General features: G+C 68.7%; 10 protein-coding genes and 1 riboswitch. Of the genes, 3 read left to right on the top strand and 7 right to left on the bottom strand.

The annotated features are described in order from the left end of the window. Positions 1-868 precede the first annotated feature (868 nt). Positions 869-1,049: riboswitch (cyclic di-AMP (ydaO/yuaA leader) on the top strand. Positions 1,050-1,051: 2 nt separating this feature from the next. Together test1122_RS06070 and test1122_RS06065 are read left to right on the top strand one after the other, a co-directional pair. Next, positions 1,052-2,305, top strand: a complete 1,254-nt coding sequence (locus test1122_RS06070; RefSeq protein WP_232268126.1) for a peptidoglycan DD-metalloendopeptidase family protein — start codon at positions 1,052-1,054, stop codon at positions 2,303-2,305. Between the two features lie 167 nt (positions 2,306-2,472). Continuing rightward, complete coding sequence (locus test1122_RS06065; RefSeq protein WP_232268125.1) at positions 2,473-3,621, top strand: alkaline phosphatase PhoX; 1,149 nt, start codon at positions 2,473-2,475, stop codon at positions 3,619-3,621. 121 nt (positions 3,622-3,742) lie between these two features. On the opposite strand, the gene ppdK is transcribed toward test1122_RS06065, so the two are convergent. The 7 genes from ppdK to test1122_RS06030 all read right to left on the bottom strand — a co-directional run bounded on the left by ppdK (position 3,743) and on the right by test1122_RS06030 (position 15,746). Then, positions 3,743-6,499 (bottom strand): pyruvate, phosphate dikinase, encoded by a 2,757-nt coding sequence (gene ppdK / locus test1122_RS06060; RefSeq protein ID WP_422396933.1) that lies wholly within the window; start codon positions 6,497-6,499, stop codon positions 3,743-3,745. 425 nt (positions 6,500-6,924) lie between these two features. Next, positions 6,925-9,645, bottom strand: a complete 2,721-nt coding sequence (locus test1122_RS06055) for an HAD-IC family P-type ATPase (protein ID WP_232268123.1) — start codon at positions 9,643-9,645, stop codon at positions 6,925-6,927. A gap of 9 nt (positions 9,646-9,654) precedes the next feature. Then, complete coding sequence (locus test1122_RS06050; protein ID WP_232268122.1) at positions 9,655-10,320, bottom strand: universal stress protein; 666 nt, start codon at positions 10,318-10,320, stop codon at positions 9,655-9,657. Between the two features lie 70 nt (positions 10,321-10,390). Then, a complete protein-coding gene (locus test1122_RS06045) occupies positions 10,391-11,299 on the bottom strand; it encodes an oxidoreductase (protein ID WP_232268121.1) in 909 nt (302 codons plus the stop codon). Positions 11,300-11,458: 159 nt separating this feature from the next. Next, a complete protein-coding gene (gene nirD, locus test1122_RS06040) occupies positions 11,459-11,866 on the bottom strand; it encodes a nitrite reductase small subunit NirD (RefSeq protein ID WP_232268120.1) in 408 nt (135 codons plus the stop codon). Beyond that, positions 11,863-14,469 carry a nitrite reductase large subunit NirB gene (gene nirB, locus test1122_RS06035; protein ID WP_232268119.1) on the bottom strand — a complete coding sequence of 869 codons (2,607 nt, stop codon included), beginning with the start codon at positions 14,467-14,469 and terminating at the stop codon, positions 11,863-11,865. The genes nirD and nirB overlap by 4 nt, the downstream gene beginning before the upstream one ends. Beyond that, positions 14,469-15,746, bottom strand: coding sequence for an NAD(P)/FAD-dependent oxidoreductase (locus test1122_RS06030; RefSeq protein ID WP_232268118.1), 1,278 nt, complete (start codon positions 15,744-15,746; stop codon positions 14,469-14,471). The genes nirB and test1122_RS06030 overlap by 1 nt, the downstream gene beginning before the upstream one ends. A 183-nt stretch (positions 15,747-15,929) precedes the next feature. Here test1122_RS06030 and test1122_RS06025 point away from each other — a divergent pair, with 183 nt between their 5' ends. Then, positions 15,930-16,940: a CPBP family intramembrane glutamic endopeptidase gene (locus tag test1122_RS06025; protein WP_232268117.1), complete on the top strand. Its 1,011-nt coding sequence runs from the start codon at positions 15,930-15,932 to the stop codon at positions 16,938-16,940. The last annotated feature ends 8 nt before the right edge of the window (positions 16,941-16,948 follow it).

Raw genomic sequence — 16,948 nt, 5'->3', positions numbered from 1 at the left:
ATCACCGAAAGGATCAAGTCCTGCAGGCACGGATGTAAGGAGAGTTACCGATGGAAGCGGGACCGATACATGAGAGATCTTCTGGCGCGCGTCCAAGCCATCGCCGAACGCGAGCTCGATGACGCTGCCCGAACGTGCCCATGCGGGACACGGCGTCAAGTCGTCGTCACCGAGGAACCCGCGCCGGATGGAAAGCCCGGGCCCATCACTGTAACCACGGTGTGCCCGAACAACTGCGCCCCTTAGCGATGGTGTGCCCAAACTGGGGGAACAGCGGACGGGTGCATCGCAGGCCTGCGAAGATGGTGTAATACGGGCATCTCTGGACATAGTTCCAGTTACGGGAAAGAGCGAAGTCGGGGGCCGACTTGATGTGATATGGGGGTGGATGTCACCCGGCTCGCTGGGCGCCGACAGAAGTCACGCATGGCCCCGGCTGTTCCGGGAAGCAGGGTTGAGCAGCGACTGAACGCTCACCGAAGGATGAACCGGACAATCGTTACGGATGTCAATCCCGGGGAACAGTCGTGTTCTGACAGGAAATCAGCGGCACACGCAGAGCGCGGGTGACGGGATTCACAGAATTGCCGACCGGTGCAATTGCACCGGTCGAATCATTTGCCATTCCTTCGTCAATTCCCCTGCTCAGCACAGGATTTAAGTAAAGACCCAGGATCCGCTTTCTCACTCTCGGAACAGGATCCACCGCATACGGTGGCTAAAATCCGCTGTGCGGCAACTGTGCGGAGGCTTCCGATCTCCACCCTTCTTGTCTTGGCGAAATCGTTGTGTCTACGGTTCCTCCGCCACCGCATCTCATGCGGAGGTCCTACCGCCGGGAACGCCGAATCCTGCCGCCCGGCCGGGGGAAAACACATCACTCAAGGGCGGCAGGAGCGGGGGAACCAGGTAAGTGCCGTGCCGCGTACCTATAGCGGCCCGGCTTGGGGTGAAGCCACGCCTCATCGTGCTCCGGCGCGCTGAGAAATGGCCGGGCATCTCCTGTCCGAATCCGACAGCTCACCTCGTAGGCGTAGGAGAGGACACACCTATGTCTCGCGGTCGTCATCGCCGTCAGCGCAAACCCCTGATATCCCGTCATGTCTCCCGCGTTTCTCTCGCCCTGACCGCCGGTGGTGCGGGTATAGCCCTTCCGCTGGCCACGGCGGGCAGCGCGAGTGCCGCCCCCGTCTCCGTCTGGGACAAGGTCGCCGAGTGCGAGAGCAACGGCAACTGGTCCATCAACACCGGCAATGGCTTCTATGGCGGCCTGCAGTTCCAGCAGTCGAGCTGGGCAGCCGCGGCCGGCACCCAGTACGCCCCGCGCGCTGACCAGGCCACCAAGGACCAGCAGATCGCCACCGCCGAGAAGCTGCTCGCCATGCAGGGCCCGAACGCCTGGCCGGTCTGCGGTCCGCGTGCCGGGCTCAGCAAGAACAGCGGCGCCCCGGACATCAGCCCGGAGGGCAAGGAGCAGTCCGCCCCGCAGGCCAAGGCCAAGGCCCAGCCGGAAGCCAAGCCGCAGCCGCAGCCCAAGCCGCAGCAGAAGCAGGAGCCGGAGCAGAAGTCCGAGGAGTCCTACACCGTCGTCAGCGGTGACACCCTGTACGGGATCGCCACGGCGAGGAGCATCGAGGGCGGCTGGCCGACCGTCTACGAGGCCAACCGGGAGACCGTCGGCAGCGACCCGGACCTGATCTTCCCCGGCCAGGAGCTCACCCTCGCCGAGGGCGAGGCCAAGCCGCAGCAGCCGAAGGCACCGCAGCCCAAGGCACCGGAGCCCAAGCCGGAGCAGGCGAAGCCGGAGAAGAAGCCCGAGCAGCCGAAGCCCGAGCCGAAGCAGGAGAAGCCCGAGGCTCCGGCCCAGAAGTCGGACAGCGACACCGGTGCCAGCAACGCCACCGGCTACTCCGCCCCGGTCGACTCCAGGCCGACCACGCCCTACCGTGCCACCGGCTCCAGCTGGTCCAGCGGCTATCACACCGGCGTTGACTTCGCCGTGCCCACGGGCACCCCGGTCAAGGCGGTCACCTCGGGCACCGTGGTCTCCGCGGGCTGGGGCGGCTCGTACGGCAACGAGGTCGTCATCAAGCACGCCGACGGCCGCTACAGCCAGTACGCCCACCTCTCGTCGCTGTCCGTGCGGCCGGGCCAGTCCGTCAGCAACGGTCAGCAGATCGGCCGGTCCGGCTCGACCGGCAACAGCACCGGCCCGCATCTGCACTTCGAGGTCCGCACCAGCCCCAACTACGGCTCGGACATCGACCCGCTGGCCTACCTCCGCTCGCACGGCGTGTCCATCTGACAGGTCCCGCCACCGAGTTCCCCCATCGTGAACCGGTCGTGCCGATTGACAGGCACGGCCGGTTCACGGGCTGTTGCCGCCCCGTAAAGGTCGCGGTTCTATCTTCCGGAGCGCTCAACTTCATGGCCGGCCGGCCATGGAGCCAGACGACTTCCGGTGAGGTAACCGTGGAACGTCGAAATTTCCTGCGCGGAGCAGTCATAGCCGGATCGGCGGCCGCCTTCGGCGGCTCGTTATGGCGCGGCGCCGCCGTGGCCGACCCCGCCCAGCCCGGCCCCAGCCCCTATGGGCCCCTCAACCCGGCCGACGGCAACGGCATCCGGCTGCCCGAGCGCTTCAGCAGCCGGGTGATCGCACGCTCCAGCCGGCCGGTGCCCGGCACCTCCTACACCTGGCACCCCGCCCCGGACGGCGGCGCCTGCTTCGCCGATGGAGGAGGGTGGATCTATGTGTCCAACTCCGAGATCGGCTCGACCGGCGGCGTCGGCGCGGTCCGCTTCGACCCCGCCGGGAACATCACCGACGCCTACCGCACGCTCAGCGGCACGAACCGCAACTGTGCGGGCGGCGCCACCCCGTGGAACAGCTGGCTCTCCTGCGAGGAGGTCACCCGGGGCTATGTCTTCGAGACCGACCCCTGGGGCGTCCAGGACGCCGTCAGGCGGGACGCGATGGGCCGGTTCACGCATGAGGCAGCGGCCGCCGACCCGGTCCGCAAGGTCATCTACCTCACCGAGGACGAGCGGGACGGCTGCTTCTATCGCTTCGTCCCCGACATCTGGGGCGATCTGTCCAGCGGCACCCTGGAGGTGCTGACCGAGGCGGGCGGCACGATCGGCTGGGCGACCGTCCCCGATCCCGGCGGCGCGTCCGGGGCGACCCGCGACCAGGTCGCCGCCGCCAAGCGGTTCGACGGCGGCGAGGGCTGCCACTACGCGGGCAACACCTGCTGGTTCACCACCAAGGGCGACAACCGGGTATGGCAGTACAACGCGGAGAGCACCACCCTTGAGTTGGCCTACGACGCCGGTGCGATCGGCAGCGGCGCACCGCTGACCGGCGTTGACAACATCACCGGCAGCAGCTCGGGTGATCTCTTCGTCGCGGAGGACGGCGGCAATATGGAGATCGTCCTCATCACCCCGGACGAGATCGTCGCTCCGTTCCTGCGGATCGAGGGCCAGTCCCGCTCGGAGATTTGCGGCCCGGCCTTCTCCCCCGATGGGACCCGGCTGTACTTCTCCAGCCAGCGCGGCACCACCGGCAGATCCTCGGGCGGTATCACCTATGAGGTGACCGGCCCCTTCCGTTCATAACAGCTCCCGGACAGTGAAGGGGGCGGTCCGGCACCTCCGCACAGGTGCCGGACCGCCCCCTTCCGGGTCCCGGGGTCGCCGCCGTCGGTGAGGGTCGGGGCGCGGCGGCGGCCCCGGAGGCTCAGCGGCTGTCGCTGCCGTCCGACGCCGCCGCCGCGCGGCCCGCCTCCAGCCGGGCGACCGGAATGCGGAACGGCGAGCAGGAGACGTAGTCGAGGCCCGCCTCATGGAAGAAGTGCACCGACTCCGGGTCGCCGCCGTGCTCACCGCAGACGCCGAGCTTGAGGTCGGGGCGGGTGGCCCGGCCCGCTTCGGCGGCGTCCCGGACGAGCTTGCCGACGCCGTCCTTGTCGATGGTCTCGAAGGGCGAGACCCCGAAGATGCCCTTCTCCAGGTACGCGGTGAAGAAGCTGGCCTCCACATCGTCCCGGCTGAAGCCCCACACGGTCTGGGTGAGGTCGTTCGTGCCGAAGGAGAAGAAGTCCGCGGACTCGGCGATCTGACCGGCGGTCAGCGCCGCCCGGGGCAGCTCGATCATGGTGCCCAGGGTCAGCTTGAGATCGACGCCGTAGAAGTCCTCGATCTCGGCGATGACCTTTTCGGCATCCTCCCGGACGATCTCCAGCTCCTGGACGGTGCCCACCAGCGGGATCATGATCTCCGCGCGCGGGTCGCCCTTGGCGACCATGCGCTCGGCCGCGGCCTCGGCGATGGCCCGGACCTGCATGGTGAACAGCCCCGGGATGACCAGACCGAGCCGCACCCCGCGCAGGCCGAGCATCGGGTTCTGCTCATGGAGCCGGTGTACGGCCTGGAGGAGCCGCAGATCGTTCTCGTTGGCGTCCTTGCGGGACTCGGCGAGCGCCACCCGTACCGACAGCTCGGTGATGTCCGGCAGGAACTCGTGCAGCGGCGGGTCCAGCAGCCGTACGGTGACCGGCAGCCCGTCCATCGCCTCGAAGAGCTCCTTGAAGTCGCCCTTCTGCAACGGCAGCAGCGCGGCGAGCGCGGAGTCCCGCTCGGTGTCCGTATCGGCCAGGATCAGCCGCTCGACCAGCTCACGGCGTTCGCCGAGGAACATGTGCTCGGTACGGCACAGCCCGATGCCCTGCGCCCCGAAGCGTCGGGCGCGGGAGGCGTCCTCGGCGTTGTCGGCGTTGGCCCGCACCCGCAGCCGGCGCACCCGGTCGGCGTAGGCCATGATCCGGTGCACCGCCTGGACCAGCTCATCGGCGTCATCGGCGCCCGCGTGCATCCGGCCCTCGAAGTACTCGACGACCGGCGAGGGCACCACCGGGACCTCACCCCGGTAGACCTTGCCCGTGGAGCCGTCGATGGAGACGACATCGCCCTCGTCGATGACGATGCTGCCCTTCCCCTCCGGGTCGGGAGCCGTCAGCTGCCGCCGCTTGGTGTCGACCTCAAGCTCCTCGGCGCCGCAGACACAGGTCTTGCCCATGCCACGGGCGACCACGGCCGCGTGTGAGGTCTTGCCGCCACGGGAGGTGAGAATGCCCTCCGCCGCGATCATGCCGTCGAGGTCATCGGGGTTGGTCTCGCGGCGGATGAGGATGACCTTCTCACCTGAGCGGGACCACTTGATGGCGGTGTAGGAGTCAAAGACCGCCTTGCCGACCGCGGCACCCGGCGAGGCGGCGATACCCCGGCCGATCTTGTCGGCCTTCGCGCCGTCGTCAAAACGCGGGAACATCAGCTGCGCGAGCTGGGCCCCATTGACCCGCTGAAGTGCCTCGGCCTCGTCGATCAGCCCCTGGTCGACCAGCTGGGTGGCGATACGGAAGGCCGCGGCGGCGGTCCGCTTGCCGACTCGGGTCTGCAGCATCCACAGCTTGCCGCGCTCAATGGTGAACTCGATGTCGCACAGGTCCTTGTAGTGCGTCTCGAGCGTCTCCATGATCTGCATCAGCTGGTCGTAGGACGCCTTGTCCAGCTGTTCCAGATCGGCGAGCGGCACGGTGTTGCGGATGCCCGCGACCACATCCTCGCCCTGGGCGTTCTGCAGGTAGTCGCCGTAGACACCCTGCTGTCCGCTGGCCGGGTCGCGGGTGAAGGCGACTCCGGTGCCGGAGTCGGGGCCGAGGTTTCCGAAGACCATCGAGCAGATGTTGACGGCTGTGCCGAGGTCGCCGGGGATGCGCTCCTGGCGGCGGTAGAGCTTGGCCCGCTCGCCGTTCCACGAGTCAAAGACCGCGCGGACGGCCAGATCCATCTGCTCACGCGGCTCCTGGGGGAAGTCACGCCCGGTCTCCTTGAGGACGATGTCCTTGAACTGCTCGACGAGCGACTTGAGCTGAGCGGCCGACAGATCGACATCGGTGGCCGCGCCATTGCTGTGCTTGGCCTCCTCCAGAGCCTCCTCGAAGAGGTCGCCGTCAACACCGAGCACGGTCTTGCCGAACATCTGGATAAGGCGGCGGTAGGAGTCCCAGGCGAATCGCTCATCCCCGGCCTGGGCGGCCAGGCCCTGCACGGACTCATCGGAGAGCCCGATATTGAGGACGGTGTCCATCATGCCGGGCATGGAGAACTTGGCGCCGGAGCGGACGGAGACCAGGAGAGGGTTGTCGGCCTGGCCCAGCTTCTTGCCCATCTGCTGCTCAAGGGCGTCCAGATGAGCGCTCACCTCGTCGCGCAGCGCGGGCGGCTCCGTACCGGAGTCCAGGTAGACCTTGCAGGCCTCGGTGGTGATGGTGAACCCGGGAGGGACGGGAAGACCGAGGTTGGTCATCTCGGCGAGGTTGGCCCCCTTCCCACCGAGGAGGTCCTTCAGCTCCTTATTGCCCTCAGTGAAGGCGTACACGAACTTCTGAGCATTCGAAGTAGGCGCTGCTACGTGTGGATCTTTGTTTTCCGACACGGGACTCGACTCCTCGTAGACGGCTGCCCTGACGGCGGGGAGCGTACCCAGATCGAAGGCGTAGGGGCACGTGTAGCAGCACGTCACACGGCCGTAACCACCCGTCCGCCAGCAGCTCGAAAGTAAAGGCTCATTCAAGTGCCTCACTGTCGAGCTTTTATGAGTCGAATGGAGAACTACGCAGTGCCATCAATCAACAGCCGACCATCACGGTACGTGTTATTCCGCTTGATTACCTTTACCCGTAAGGGGTGGCACTGAGTGCCGCTCCTTGGAGAGATGCATGACTCAATAGAGCGCTCATCTGAGCATACCCCTTATCAGGCGTGGCGAGAATCACGCCCCGACCCCGCCCCGCGTCCCATCATCCGGACGCCCGGCGGCGCTGTCGGCGGTGTTGGGGAGGACGGCCCCGTGGGTCGGCGTCAGACGGCGACGCGGCGCAGGCGTTTGTCGACGGCGATAATCGCGGAGGAGCCCGCCGCGAGGGCGAGGATCCGGAGCCAGGACTCGGCGGAGATACCCGCCGTATGGAACAGATCATTCATAATCGGCACATAGGTGATGAGCAGCTGGGCGGCGATCTGGGCCAGCACGCCCACGAATATCCAGGGATTGCCGAGCGCCCTTATCTGCCACACCGGCCGTTGCAGGGAGCGGCAGCTGAACAGATAGAAGACCTGGATCGCGATCACCACATTCATCGCGGAGGTCCGTGCCGCGTTCTCGCTCGCTCCGCCGACGGTCCGCTCCCACTCGAAAAGCCATGTGGCCGCCGTGACGATGAGGATGCCCACCAGGAAGATCCGGAGAGTCAGCCCCCAGGTGAGCAGGGACTGGCCGGGATTGCGTGGTGGCCGCTCCATGATGCCCGGCTCTCTGGGCTCGAAGGCCAGCATGAGCCCGAGAAGCACGGCGGTGGTCATATTGATCCAGAGGATCTGTGTCGGCAGGATCGGCAGCGCGCTGCCGAACATGATGGCGACCAGGATCACCAGTCCCTGTCCCATATTGGTCGGCAGGATCCACACGATGAACTTCGAGAGGTTGTCGAAGACTCCGCGCCCTTCCTCAACCGCCGCCTCAATGGTGGAGAAGTCATCGTCGAGGAGAATGGCGTCGGAGGCCTCCTTGGCGACCTCGGTGCCACTGAGTCCCATGGCCACACCGATATCGGCCTGCCGGAGCGCGGGCGCGTCATTGACCCCGTCGCCGGTCATCGCGACGACTTCGTGATCGGCCTGAAGCGTCTCGACCATCCGCAGTTTCTGTTCGGGCGACACCCGCGCGAGTACGGAGGCGGCACGGAGTGCGGTGTGGTACTCCCCGGCCGGCAGGGCGGCGAGTTCATTGCCGGAGATCACCGCGCCCTGGCGGTCGGTGGGAAGTCTGAGCCGGTTGGCGATCGCCGTGGCCGTCGCGACATGGTCGCCGGTGATCATCTTCACCTCGATACCGGCTGTGTGGCAGGAGCTTATGGAGGCGGCCGCGGCCTCTCGGGGCGGGTCCAGCAGGGCCTGGAGTCCGGTGAGCACAAATCCTTCGTTCAGCCCGTCCTCGGACATCGGCTCGGCTGCGGCGGGCTCCCAGCGCAGCGCGGTGGCCAGCACCCGTTGCCCTTCTGAGGCGAGGGACTCCGCCGCGCGTTCCACGGCCGGACGGGCGACGGGGCGGAGCGTGCCATCGGCGGCCATCTCGGCCTCGCAGCTGTCGAGGACCCCCTCAAAGGCTCCCTTGACGAACGTGATCGAGCCGCCTTCGCGCTGTTGATGGTGGCAGGTGGCCATCCGGCGGCGCTTGGAGCTGAAGGGGACCGTATCGGTCCGGGGAAACGACTCGGCGATCTGCTCCGGGGTGATGCCCGCCTTACGGGCCACGGTCTGGAGGGCGCCCTCGGTGGGGTCGCCGACCAGCTTCCAGCTCCCGTCATGCCGGGCCAGCCGGGCGTCGTTGCAGGCGGCACCGATGAGCAGGGTCCAGCGCAGTGCCTCGGCGCCCGGCCACGGTGACTGCGGGGCGCCCTTGATGACGCGGCCCGCTATGTCCTGTATTTCGCCGTCCGGTGCGTAGCCCGTACCGGTGACCTTGAAGCTCGCGTCGGGGGTCCAGACCGTGTGCACGGTCATCTGGTTCTGGGTGAGCGTGCCGGTCTTGTCCGCGCAGATGACCGTGGTGCCGCCGAGGGTTTCGACGCAGGGGAGCCGGCGAATGACCGCGTGCCGCCTGGCCATCCGGGCCACGCCGATGGCCAGCGTGATGGTGACCACCGCGGGCAGCCCCTCGGGGATGGCCGCGACGGCCAGCGCGACGGCGGCGGTGAACATCAGCACCGCGTCCTCACCCCGGATCAGCCCCACCACGAAGGTGAACGCGGCCAGCGCCAGGATGACCACCGACAGCAGCTTGCTGAACGCGGAGAGCTTGCGGGTGAGCGGGGTGGCCAGGATCTGGGTGCTGCCGATCAGCCGGTGGATCTCGCCGAGTTCGGTCTCCGCGCCGGTGGCCACGGTGATGCCCGCGCCATTGCCGCTGGTCACCAGGGTGCCCGAATGGATCATGTTGTGCCGGTCGGCGACCCCGGTGTCTTCGGGCAGCACCACCTCATCCTTGGTGACCGGCACCGACTCACCGGTGAGTGCCGACTCATCGACCTGAAGCTCGGCCACCCGGGACAGCCGGATATCCGCCGGTACCTTGTCCCCGGCCTTGATCAGGACGAGATCGCCGGGCACCAGGGCCTCGGAATCCACCCGGTGGGCGACCCCGTCACGTACCACCTCCGCATGGGTGCGGACCATCGAACGCAGCGCGTCCAGCGCCGCCTCGGCCTTGGACTCCTGGACAAAGCCGATGAGCGCGTTGGCGACCACCACGCCGAGGATCACACTGGCGTCGACGGGCGCGCCAATGGCGAGGGCCACCGCGGCGGCGATCAGCAGGATGTAGATCAGGGGATGGTGGAACTGCCGCAGCATCCGCTGGACCGGGCCCCCGAGCCGGGCCTGCGGCAGCACATTGCGGCCGTAGGTGTGCAGCCGGCGCTCGGCTTCAGCGGAGGTCAGTCCCTGTTCCGGGTCCGTCTCCAGGAACAGCATGACCTCGTGGGCGCTGAGGCCGTGGGCGCACTCGGCGCGGGCGAGAGCCATCGCGACCCCTCATCCCCCGGGTTCTGCCCGTCGCTGGTCATCTGCCGTGCCGGACTTGGGCAGTCCCGCGATCAGCACGGGCGTCGGGGAGTGGGCGACCAGCTCCTTGCACACATGGCCGGAGATCAGGTGGCCCATCCGGTGGGGATGGTGGCCCACCACGATGACATCGGCGTGCTCCTGTTCGGCAAGGTCGAGGAGGGCGGTGGCGGGATGGCCGGCGACCACTTCGATGGACGGATCGAGGTCTGCCAGACGGTCAGCGAACTCCAGCAGACTGTCGTGGGCTCTGGCTACCCGGCGGCCCGCCTTGCCCCGCGTCGGGGTGTCGGCCGTGTCGTAGTCGACCACGCAGGTCAGAATCGCTCGCCCGGTCTGCGGGCCCAGCAGCTCCCTGGCCGTCTCCACCGTGTGCACCGAGCCGGGTGAGGCGTCGACCCCGATCAGTACGGTCAGCCCCTTGCGCGCCTTTCCCGCGCGTGGGATCTCGATGACCCGGAGGTGGTGCTCAATGCGTTCGACCAGGACGGCTGGGGTCAGCGGCCCCAGGAAGATGCCCCACACGAACCACAGTGGATGCCGGTAGCCCTGGCGCAGCAGCAGGACCGTGATGCTGATCAGGCCGGACAGCACCCAGACCCCCACCATCAGCAGAGTCAGCTGCCAGCCGTTCATTTATCAATTTTGTCCTGACTTTACCGGTATGCCAAGAGGCCAAGGGAGGTATGTCGGAGCGGTGGCGGAGTCAGACGCCCGGGCTGACCCCGGTCAGCCGCTCGGAGGCCTCCCAGAGCTGCTCACCCGCCGCATCGTCGGTGGTCCAGGGAGCACGCCAGGAGGGTCCCGGAGTGCCCCGGACGCCCAGCACCCGAGGCCCGGTGAAGGAGTCGGAACGGACACCGGGAGCGGTGGCGGCGTAGAGAACGGGGGCGGCGCCCAGCTCGGGGGTGGCGGCGACCAGGCTGTTGGCGAGCCGCATGAACCGCTCGGTGGTCCGGCGCCCCGCAACCCGGGGGCCCTTGGTCTGCAATTCGGTCGCCGCATAGCCCGGGTGCGCGGCGGCCACGATGAGGTCCTTTCCCGCCACTCGGCGGGCCAGCTCATGGACGAAGAGCAGGTTCGCGGTCTTGGAACGCGCATAGGCCTGCCAGCGGCGGTATCGGCGCTCGCTGTTGAGATCGCCGATGTCGATATTGGCCATGGCGTGCATCAGGCTCGATACGGTCACCACACGTGCCCCGGGGGTGGCCAGCAGCCGCTCCAGCAGCAGGCCGGTCAGTGCGAAGTGGCCCAGATGATTCACACCGAACTGTGTTTCGAAACCGTCCGCCGTCCTGCCGTACGGCACCGCCATCAGCCCGGCATTGTTGATCAGCAGGTCGAGGCGGTCACCTGGCAGGGCCTCGGCGAAGGCCCGTACCGACTTCAGGTCCGCGAGGTCCAGTGAACGCAACTCCACGTGAGCCTCCGGCACTTCATCCAGGAGCCGGGTGTGGGCCTCCCGGCCGCGCTGCTCACTGCGGCAGGCGAGCACCACGCTCGCGCCATGCCGGGCCAGCTCCCGCGCGGTGACATAGCCGAGCCCGCTGTTGGCTCCGGTGACCACCGCGGTGCGGCCGCTCTGCCCGGGGATTTGTCGCGACGTCCAGCCCATGCGCTCAGGGTATGCGGGACGCCACTGATCGGGAAGTACCGTCCGGCGCCGGGTGATGGCCGCCCCCAGCGCTGAGACGCGCCCGGTGCGCCGTCTCCTCGGTCAGGGCAGGGACAGGGGACGCACCGGGCGCGAGCCTGATGGGGCGGTGGCCGGGTTTCAGCTCTTACGGGTCTCACGGGCCGTGTAGACCGGGACGGACACCGAATCGTCGTCCAGGCAGCGGCCGGTGGCCAGGTCGAAGCGCTGCTTCAGCAGCGGCGAGGCCACGAACGGGCCGCCGCCCGCGGACCCCAGCAGGCCGCGGGAGAGAACATACGCGCCGGTGAACGGATCGCGGTTGCCGATCACATACGTATGGCCGGTGCGGTCGAGGAAGACCGCGACCTGGGTGCCGTCCGGGAGGACGGCGGCGACGCCGCGGCCCGGGATGAGGTCGCGGAGACCACAGACCACGGTCCATCCCCCGTCGGCCTGGATTTCAATCTGGCCGGTCCGGGCGATCTGGCCGGTCTGGCCGGTCGTACGTTCGGGGCGTTCGGGGGCGAGGGTCATCGGGTCAGTCATCGGGTCTGCGCCCCTTCGAGAGTGCGGACAGGGATGTCCGGGCCGGACAGAATCGTCAGGTCGGGCTTGACCTGATCGCGTTCGGAAACGAAGCTCACCGAGGGGTCGGGCGCGTCGGGCGCGTTGACGAAGGAGACAAAGCGGCTCAGCTTCTCCGGGTCGTTGATGGTCTCCGCCCACTCGTCGCGGTAGTTGGCCACATGCGCGGCCATCAGCGCCTCCAGCTCATCGCAGATGCCCAGTGAGTCATGGACGACCACATCGCGTACATGGTCCAGGCCGCCTTCGATGCGCTCCAGCCAGACCGAGGTGCGCTCCAGCCGGTCCGCGGTGCGGATGTAGAACATCAGGAACCGGTCGATCAGCCGGATCAGCTCCGCGTCGCTGAGGTCCTGCGCGAGCAGGTCCGCGTGGCGCGGGGTCGCGCCGCCATTGCCGCCGACGTAAAGGTTCCAGCCGTTCGCGGTGGCGATGACGCCGAAGTCCTTGCTCTGTGCCTCCGCACACTCGCGCTGGCAGCCGGAGACGGCCGACTTGAGCTTGTGCGGGGAGCGCAGCCCCCGGTAGCGCAGCTCCAGATCGATGGCCATCCGGACCGAGTCCTGTACACCGTAGCGGCACCAGGTCTGGCCCACACAGGACTTCACCGTACGCAGCGCCTTGCCGTAGGCGTGGCCGGACTCAAAGCCCGCGTCGACCAGCCGGGCCCAGATCATCGGGAGCTGCTCGACCCGGGCGCCGAACATATCGATGCGCTGGCCACCGGTGATCTTCGTATAGAGGCCGAAGTCACGGGCGACTTCGCCGATGACGATGAGCTTTTCCGGGGTGATCTCGCCGCCCGGCACCCTGGGCACGATCGAGTAGGAGCCGTTCTTCTGGATATTGGCGAGAAAGTGGTCGTTGGTGTCCTGGAGCGTCGCCTGCTCGCCCGCCAGCACATAGCCGTCCGCGCCGATCGTCGGGGCGAGGGAGGCGATGATCGAGGCCACGGCGGGCTTGCAGATCTCGCAGCCGTTGCCTCCCCTGGCCTCCTCCCGGCCGTGGTTGTCCAGGAGCTGCTGGTAGGAGGCGATCCGCAGGGTGAGTACGATCTCGTACAGCTCCTGGCGGGTCTGCGAGAAGCAACCGCACAGGCCCTTGTCGACGGTGACGCCCTGGGCCTCCAGTTCGCTGTTGACCAGCTGACCGAGCACCTTGACGCAACTGCCGCAGCCGGTGCCCGCCTTGGTGCACTTCTTCACCTCCGGGACGGTGGTGCACTGGTGGTCGCTGACCGCGCCCCGGATGGTGCCCTTGGTGACGTTGTGGCAGCTGCAGATGACCGCCTCGTCGGGCAGCGCGGAGGGGCCGAGCGCCGCCGGGGCGCCCGCCCCGGCCGGCAGAACCAGCGACTCGGGGTCGGCGGGCGGCACCGTGCCGGTGAGCGGGCGCAGCATGCCGTACGACTCCGCGTCACCGACCAGCACGCCGCCCAGGAGGGTGCCGTCCTCCGCGACGACCAGCTTCTTGTAGACGCCCGCGCGGGAATCGGAGTAGACGACGTCCAGACAGCCGTCGGCGGTGCCGTGCGCATCGCCGAAGGAGGCGACATCGACGCCGAGGAGCTTGAGCTTGGTGGAGGTGTCGGCGCCGGTGAACGAGGCGTCCGCTGCCTCGTCCGCGATGGCGGTCACGGCCACCTCGGCCATCTCGTAGCCGGGCGCGACGAGCCCGTACACCATGCCGTCCACGGCCTTGGCGCACTCGCCGATGGCGTAGACGGCGGGGTCGCTGGTGCGGCAGCGCTCATCGATCACGATGCCGCCGCGCTCGCCGATCTCCAGTCCGGACTCCCGGCCGAGCTGGTCACGCGGGCGCACTCCGGCGGAGAAGATCACCATGTCGGTGTCGATCGTGGACTCGTCCGAGAGCGCCATGCCGGTCACGGCACCGTCCGCGCCCGTGATGATCTCCTTGCCCGCGACGCCCGTATGGACGTTCAGGCCCATGTCCTCGATGGTGCGGCGCAGCGCGGCGCCGCCGCCCTCGTCGACCTGGATGGCCATCAGCCGGTCATTGAACTCAACGATATGGGCCTCGACCCCGAGCCCCTTGAGCGCGCCGGCTGCCTCCAGGCCGAGCAGCCCGCCGCCGACCACGACGCCGGTCTTCGCCTTCTTCGCGTACGCCTCGATGGCGAGCAGGTCCTCGATGGTGCGGTAGACGAAGCAGCCCTCGCTGTCCTTGCCGGGGACAGGCGGTACGAAGGGGTAGGAGCCGGTGGCGAGCACCAGGGTGTCGTAGGCGATGGTGAGGCCCTTACGCGAGGTGACCGTCCGCGCCGTGCGGTCGATCGACTCGGCCGGGTCGCCCAGATGCAGTTCGATGCCGTGCTCCGCCATGAAGCCCTCGTCCACCATGGAGAGCTCTTCGGGGGCCGTACCGGAGAAGTACGAGGTCAGCTGCACGCGGTCATAGGCGGGACGCGGCTCCTCGCAGAGGACGACAACGCGGCAGCGGTCGGTGACTCCGCGTGCGGCCAGGGCCTCCAGGAAGCGCTGTCCGACCATTCCATGGCCGATCAGCGCAATCGTGCGCTCGGGCTTCTCAGCCTTGGACATCAGGAGCCTCCATCGTTGGTGAGCAGGTGGAGCAGGGGGTTCGTCGATGAGTCCGGCAGCGGCTCATCGCCTTCCCAGGTACGGGCGAGCGCGCCGACAGTGCCGAGATCGCCGAGAAGAATGCCGCCGACGAGCCGGTCCCCACGGACGACGACCTTGCGGTACGCGCCCCGGGCGGCATTGGCGAGGTGGACGACATCGTCGTCCGGCCGTGGTTCGGTCTCCCCGAACGCGGCGAGGTCAAGTGGGCCCGGCCCGCCCAGGGTGAGCCGGGTGAGGGAACGGGTGCCGGTGTAGCGGGGCGTGCTGTCGCCCAGGCCGCTGAGGAGCCGGGCCAGCGCGTCGGCCTGCTCCTGGGCGGCGCCCGCCAGGCCGTATACGGTGCCCGCGTGCTCGGCGCAGTCGCCGATGGCGAAGATCCGCGGGTCGCTGGTGCGCAGTTCGTCGTCGATGACGATGCCGCGTGCGACCTCCAGACCGGCGGCCTGGGCGAGCCCGACGCGTGGCCGCACCCCGCAGGCCAGCACGACGATATCGGTGCCGAGCTCATAGCCGTCGGCCATGGTGACCGACCGTACGGCCCGGCGGTCCGTGGCTGCCGGACCGTACGGCTGCGTCCGCAGCCGCCGGACCCGGCACTCCGTATGGATCTCGACGCCGAGCCCGGCCAGATGCCGCCGCAGCAGCTTGGCCGCGCTGGCGTCCAGCTGCCGCTCCATCAGGTATTCGCCCTGGTGGGCGAGGACGGTCTGGGCGCCGCGGGCGGCCAGCGCACGGGCCGCGGAGACACCGAGCAGACCACCGCCGATGACCACGGCCCGTACGCCGGGCCCGGCGGCGGCGCTCAGCGCCTGGCTGTCGTCCAGGGTGCGGAAGGGGTGCACACCCTCCGGGAGGTCGTACCCGCCGGGCTCGAAGAGGCCGCGCAGCGGCGGCAGCACCGGGTTGGAGCCGGTGGCCAGGACCAGCGCGTCATAGGGGACCAGAGCGCCGTCATCGCAGACGATCCGGCGCTCGGCCGGGTGGTCTCCCCGGTCGATACGGACCGCACGGACCCCGCTCAGCCAGCTCACCGCCGGGCCGGGGGCCGGGAGCGCGATCACCTCGGGTGCGTAGCTGCCGGCCAGCACCTCGGCGAGCAGCACCCGGTTGTACGGGGCGTGCGGCTCCTCGCCGATGACGGTGACCGCCAGCTCCGGGCGGGCGCCGAGCTGCTGCGCCAGCCGGGCCCCGGCCATACCGCCGCCGATCACCACCACACGCGTTTTCGAGGTCATGCCGGAAAGCGTGCGTCCTGGCTGTTACCCGCCCGCATCCCCGTTGTTTCCCCCGCGCAACGCTGCCCTCAGCTCATGCCGCACCGGGGTGTGAGCTTCCGCCCGCGTAACCATCCGCACGCCCCGGGTGGGACTCGCGCTGGGGGCTGGGCGGCCGTACCGCACGGGTGATGCACTAAACGTATGAGCCAGTGGCCGACCCCGTACCCGCCGCCCCGCCGCTCCCGGGGCGTGACCACAGCCCCACCGGGCAGCGGCTATACCGAACAGGCCCGCAATGAACGCCGTGGCTGCCTCCGGGAAATCCTTGGCACCCTTGTCCTCCTGCTTCTGACCGCCTCCTTCGGCGCAGCCGTCTACCTCACCGCCGTGATCACCGCGGTGCTCCTGAACGCGGAGCCGTTCCGTCTGCAGGGCGACGAGATCTTTGACGCCCCCCTCCCGGAGCAGGCGCTGGCGCTGCTCCTGCTGGCCACCGCCATCCCCGCCACGCTGCTGGCGGCCCGCTGGGTCCAGCGCCGCCCGCCCGGCACACTGTCCTCGGTCACCGGGCGACTGCGGCTGCGCTGGCTGGGGTACTGCTTCGCGGTGATCACGCCCCTGCTCGCCCTTCAGCTGGGACTCCTGCTTCTGTGGGCGGTCCTGGCGGGCGAGGCCGACTTCTCGGACACCCGATTCCCCGGCTGGCAGACGGTACTGCTCAGCCTGGCGGTGCTGTGGGCTCTGGTGCCCTTCCAGGCCGCCGCCGAGGAGTACGTCTTCCGTGGCTGGCTGCTTCAGGCCTTCGGCGCCATGCTGCGCGCACCGTGGCTGGGCGTCGCGATCAGCTCCGTGCTCTTCGCCCTCGCCCACGGCTACGGCGGGCTCCCCGGTTTTCTGCTGCTGGTCTACTCCGCCGTCTGGTGGGCCTGGCTGACCATGCGCACCGGCGGTCTGGAGGCCGTGATCGCGCTGCACTCGGTCAACAACATGCTGGCCTTCGCGCTCATCGTGACCACGGACGCGCTCGGCGAGGACCCCACCACCGCCGCCCACGCCAGCTGGCAGGCCCTCGTCATGGAGCTGCTGTTCGTACCCCTCTACTGCCTGCTCCTCAGCCACCTCGCCAAGCGCCGGAATATCGAGACGGTCAGCGGCGGCAGCGGCGGCAGCGGCGGCGGCAGTAGCAGCGGCAGCAGCGGAGTCAGCAGCTGAACAGCGGC

The organism is Streptomyces gobiensis (genome assembly GCF_021216675.1).
Lineage (GTDB): Bacteria > Actinomycetota > Actinomycetes > Streptomycetales > Streptomycetaceae > Streptomyces > Streptomyces gobiensis.
The sequence above is the reverse complement of the archived record's forward strand: the minus strand, read 5'-3'. Positions and strand labels throughout refer to the sequence as shown.

Excerpts from the sequence above, each read along its gene's own strand:
- test1122_RS06070 (WP_232268126.1), top strand. The coding sequence starts at position 1,052 with ATGTCTCGCGGTCGTCATCGCCGTCAGCGCAAACCCCTGATATCCCGT.
- test1122_RS06055 (WP_232268123.1), bottom strand. The coding sequence starts at position 9,645 with ATGGCTCTCGCCCGCGCCGAGTGCGCCCACGGCCTCAGCGCCCACGAG.
- test1122_RS06050 (WP_232268122.1), bottom strand. The coding sequence starts at position 10,320 with ATGAACGGCTGGCAGCTGACTCTGCTGATGGTGGGGGTCTGGGTGCTG.
- test1122_RS06045 (WP_232268121.1), bottom strand. The coding sequence starts at position 11,299 with ATGGGCTGGACGTCGCGACAAATCCCCGGGCAGAGCGGCCGCACCGCG.
- nirD (WP_232268120.1), bottom strand. The coding sequence starts at position 11,866 with ATGACTGACCCGATGACCCTCGCCCCCGAACGCCCCGAACGTACGACC.
- nirB (WP_232268119.1), bottom strand. The coding sequence starts at position 14,469 with ATGTCCAAGGCTGAGAAGCCCGAGCGCACGATTGCGCTGATCGGCCAT.
- test1122_RS06030 (WP_232268118.1), bottom strand. The coding sequence starts at position 15,746 with ATGACCTCGAAAACGCGTGTGGTGGTGATCGGCGGCGGTATGGCCGGG.
- test1122_RS06025 (WP_232268117.1), top strand. The coding sequence starts at position 15,930 with ATGAGCCAGTGGCCGACCCCGTACCCGCCGCCCCGCCGCTCCCGGGGC.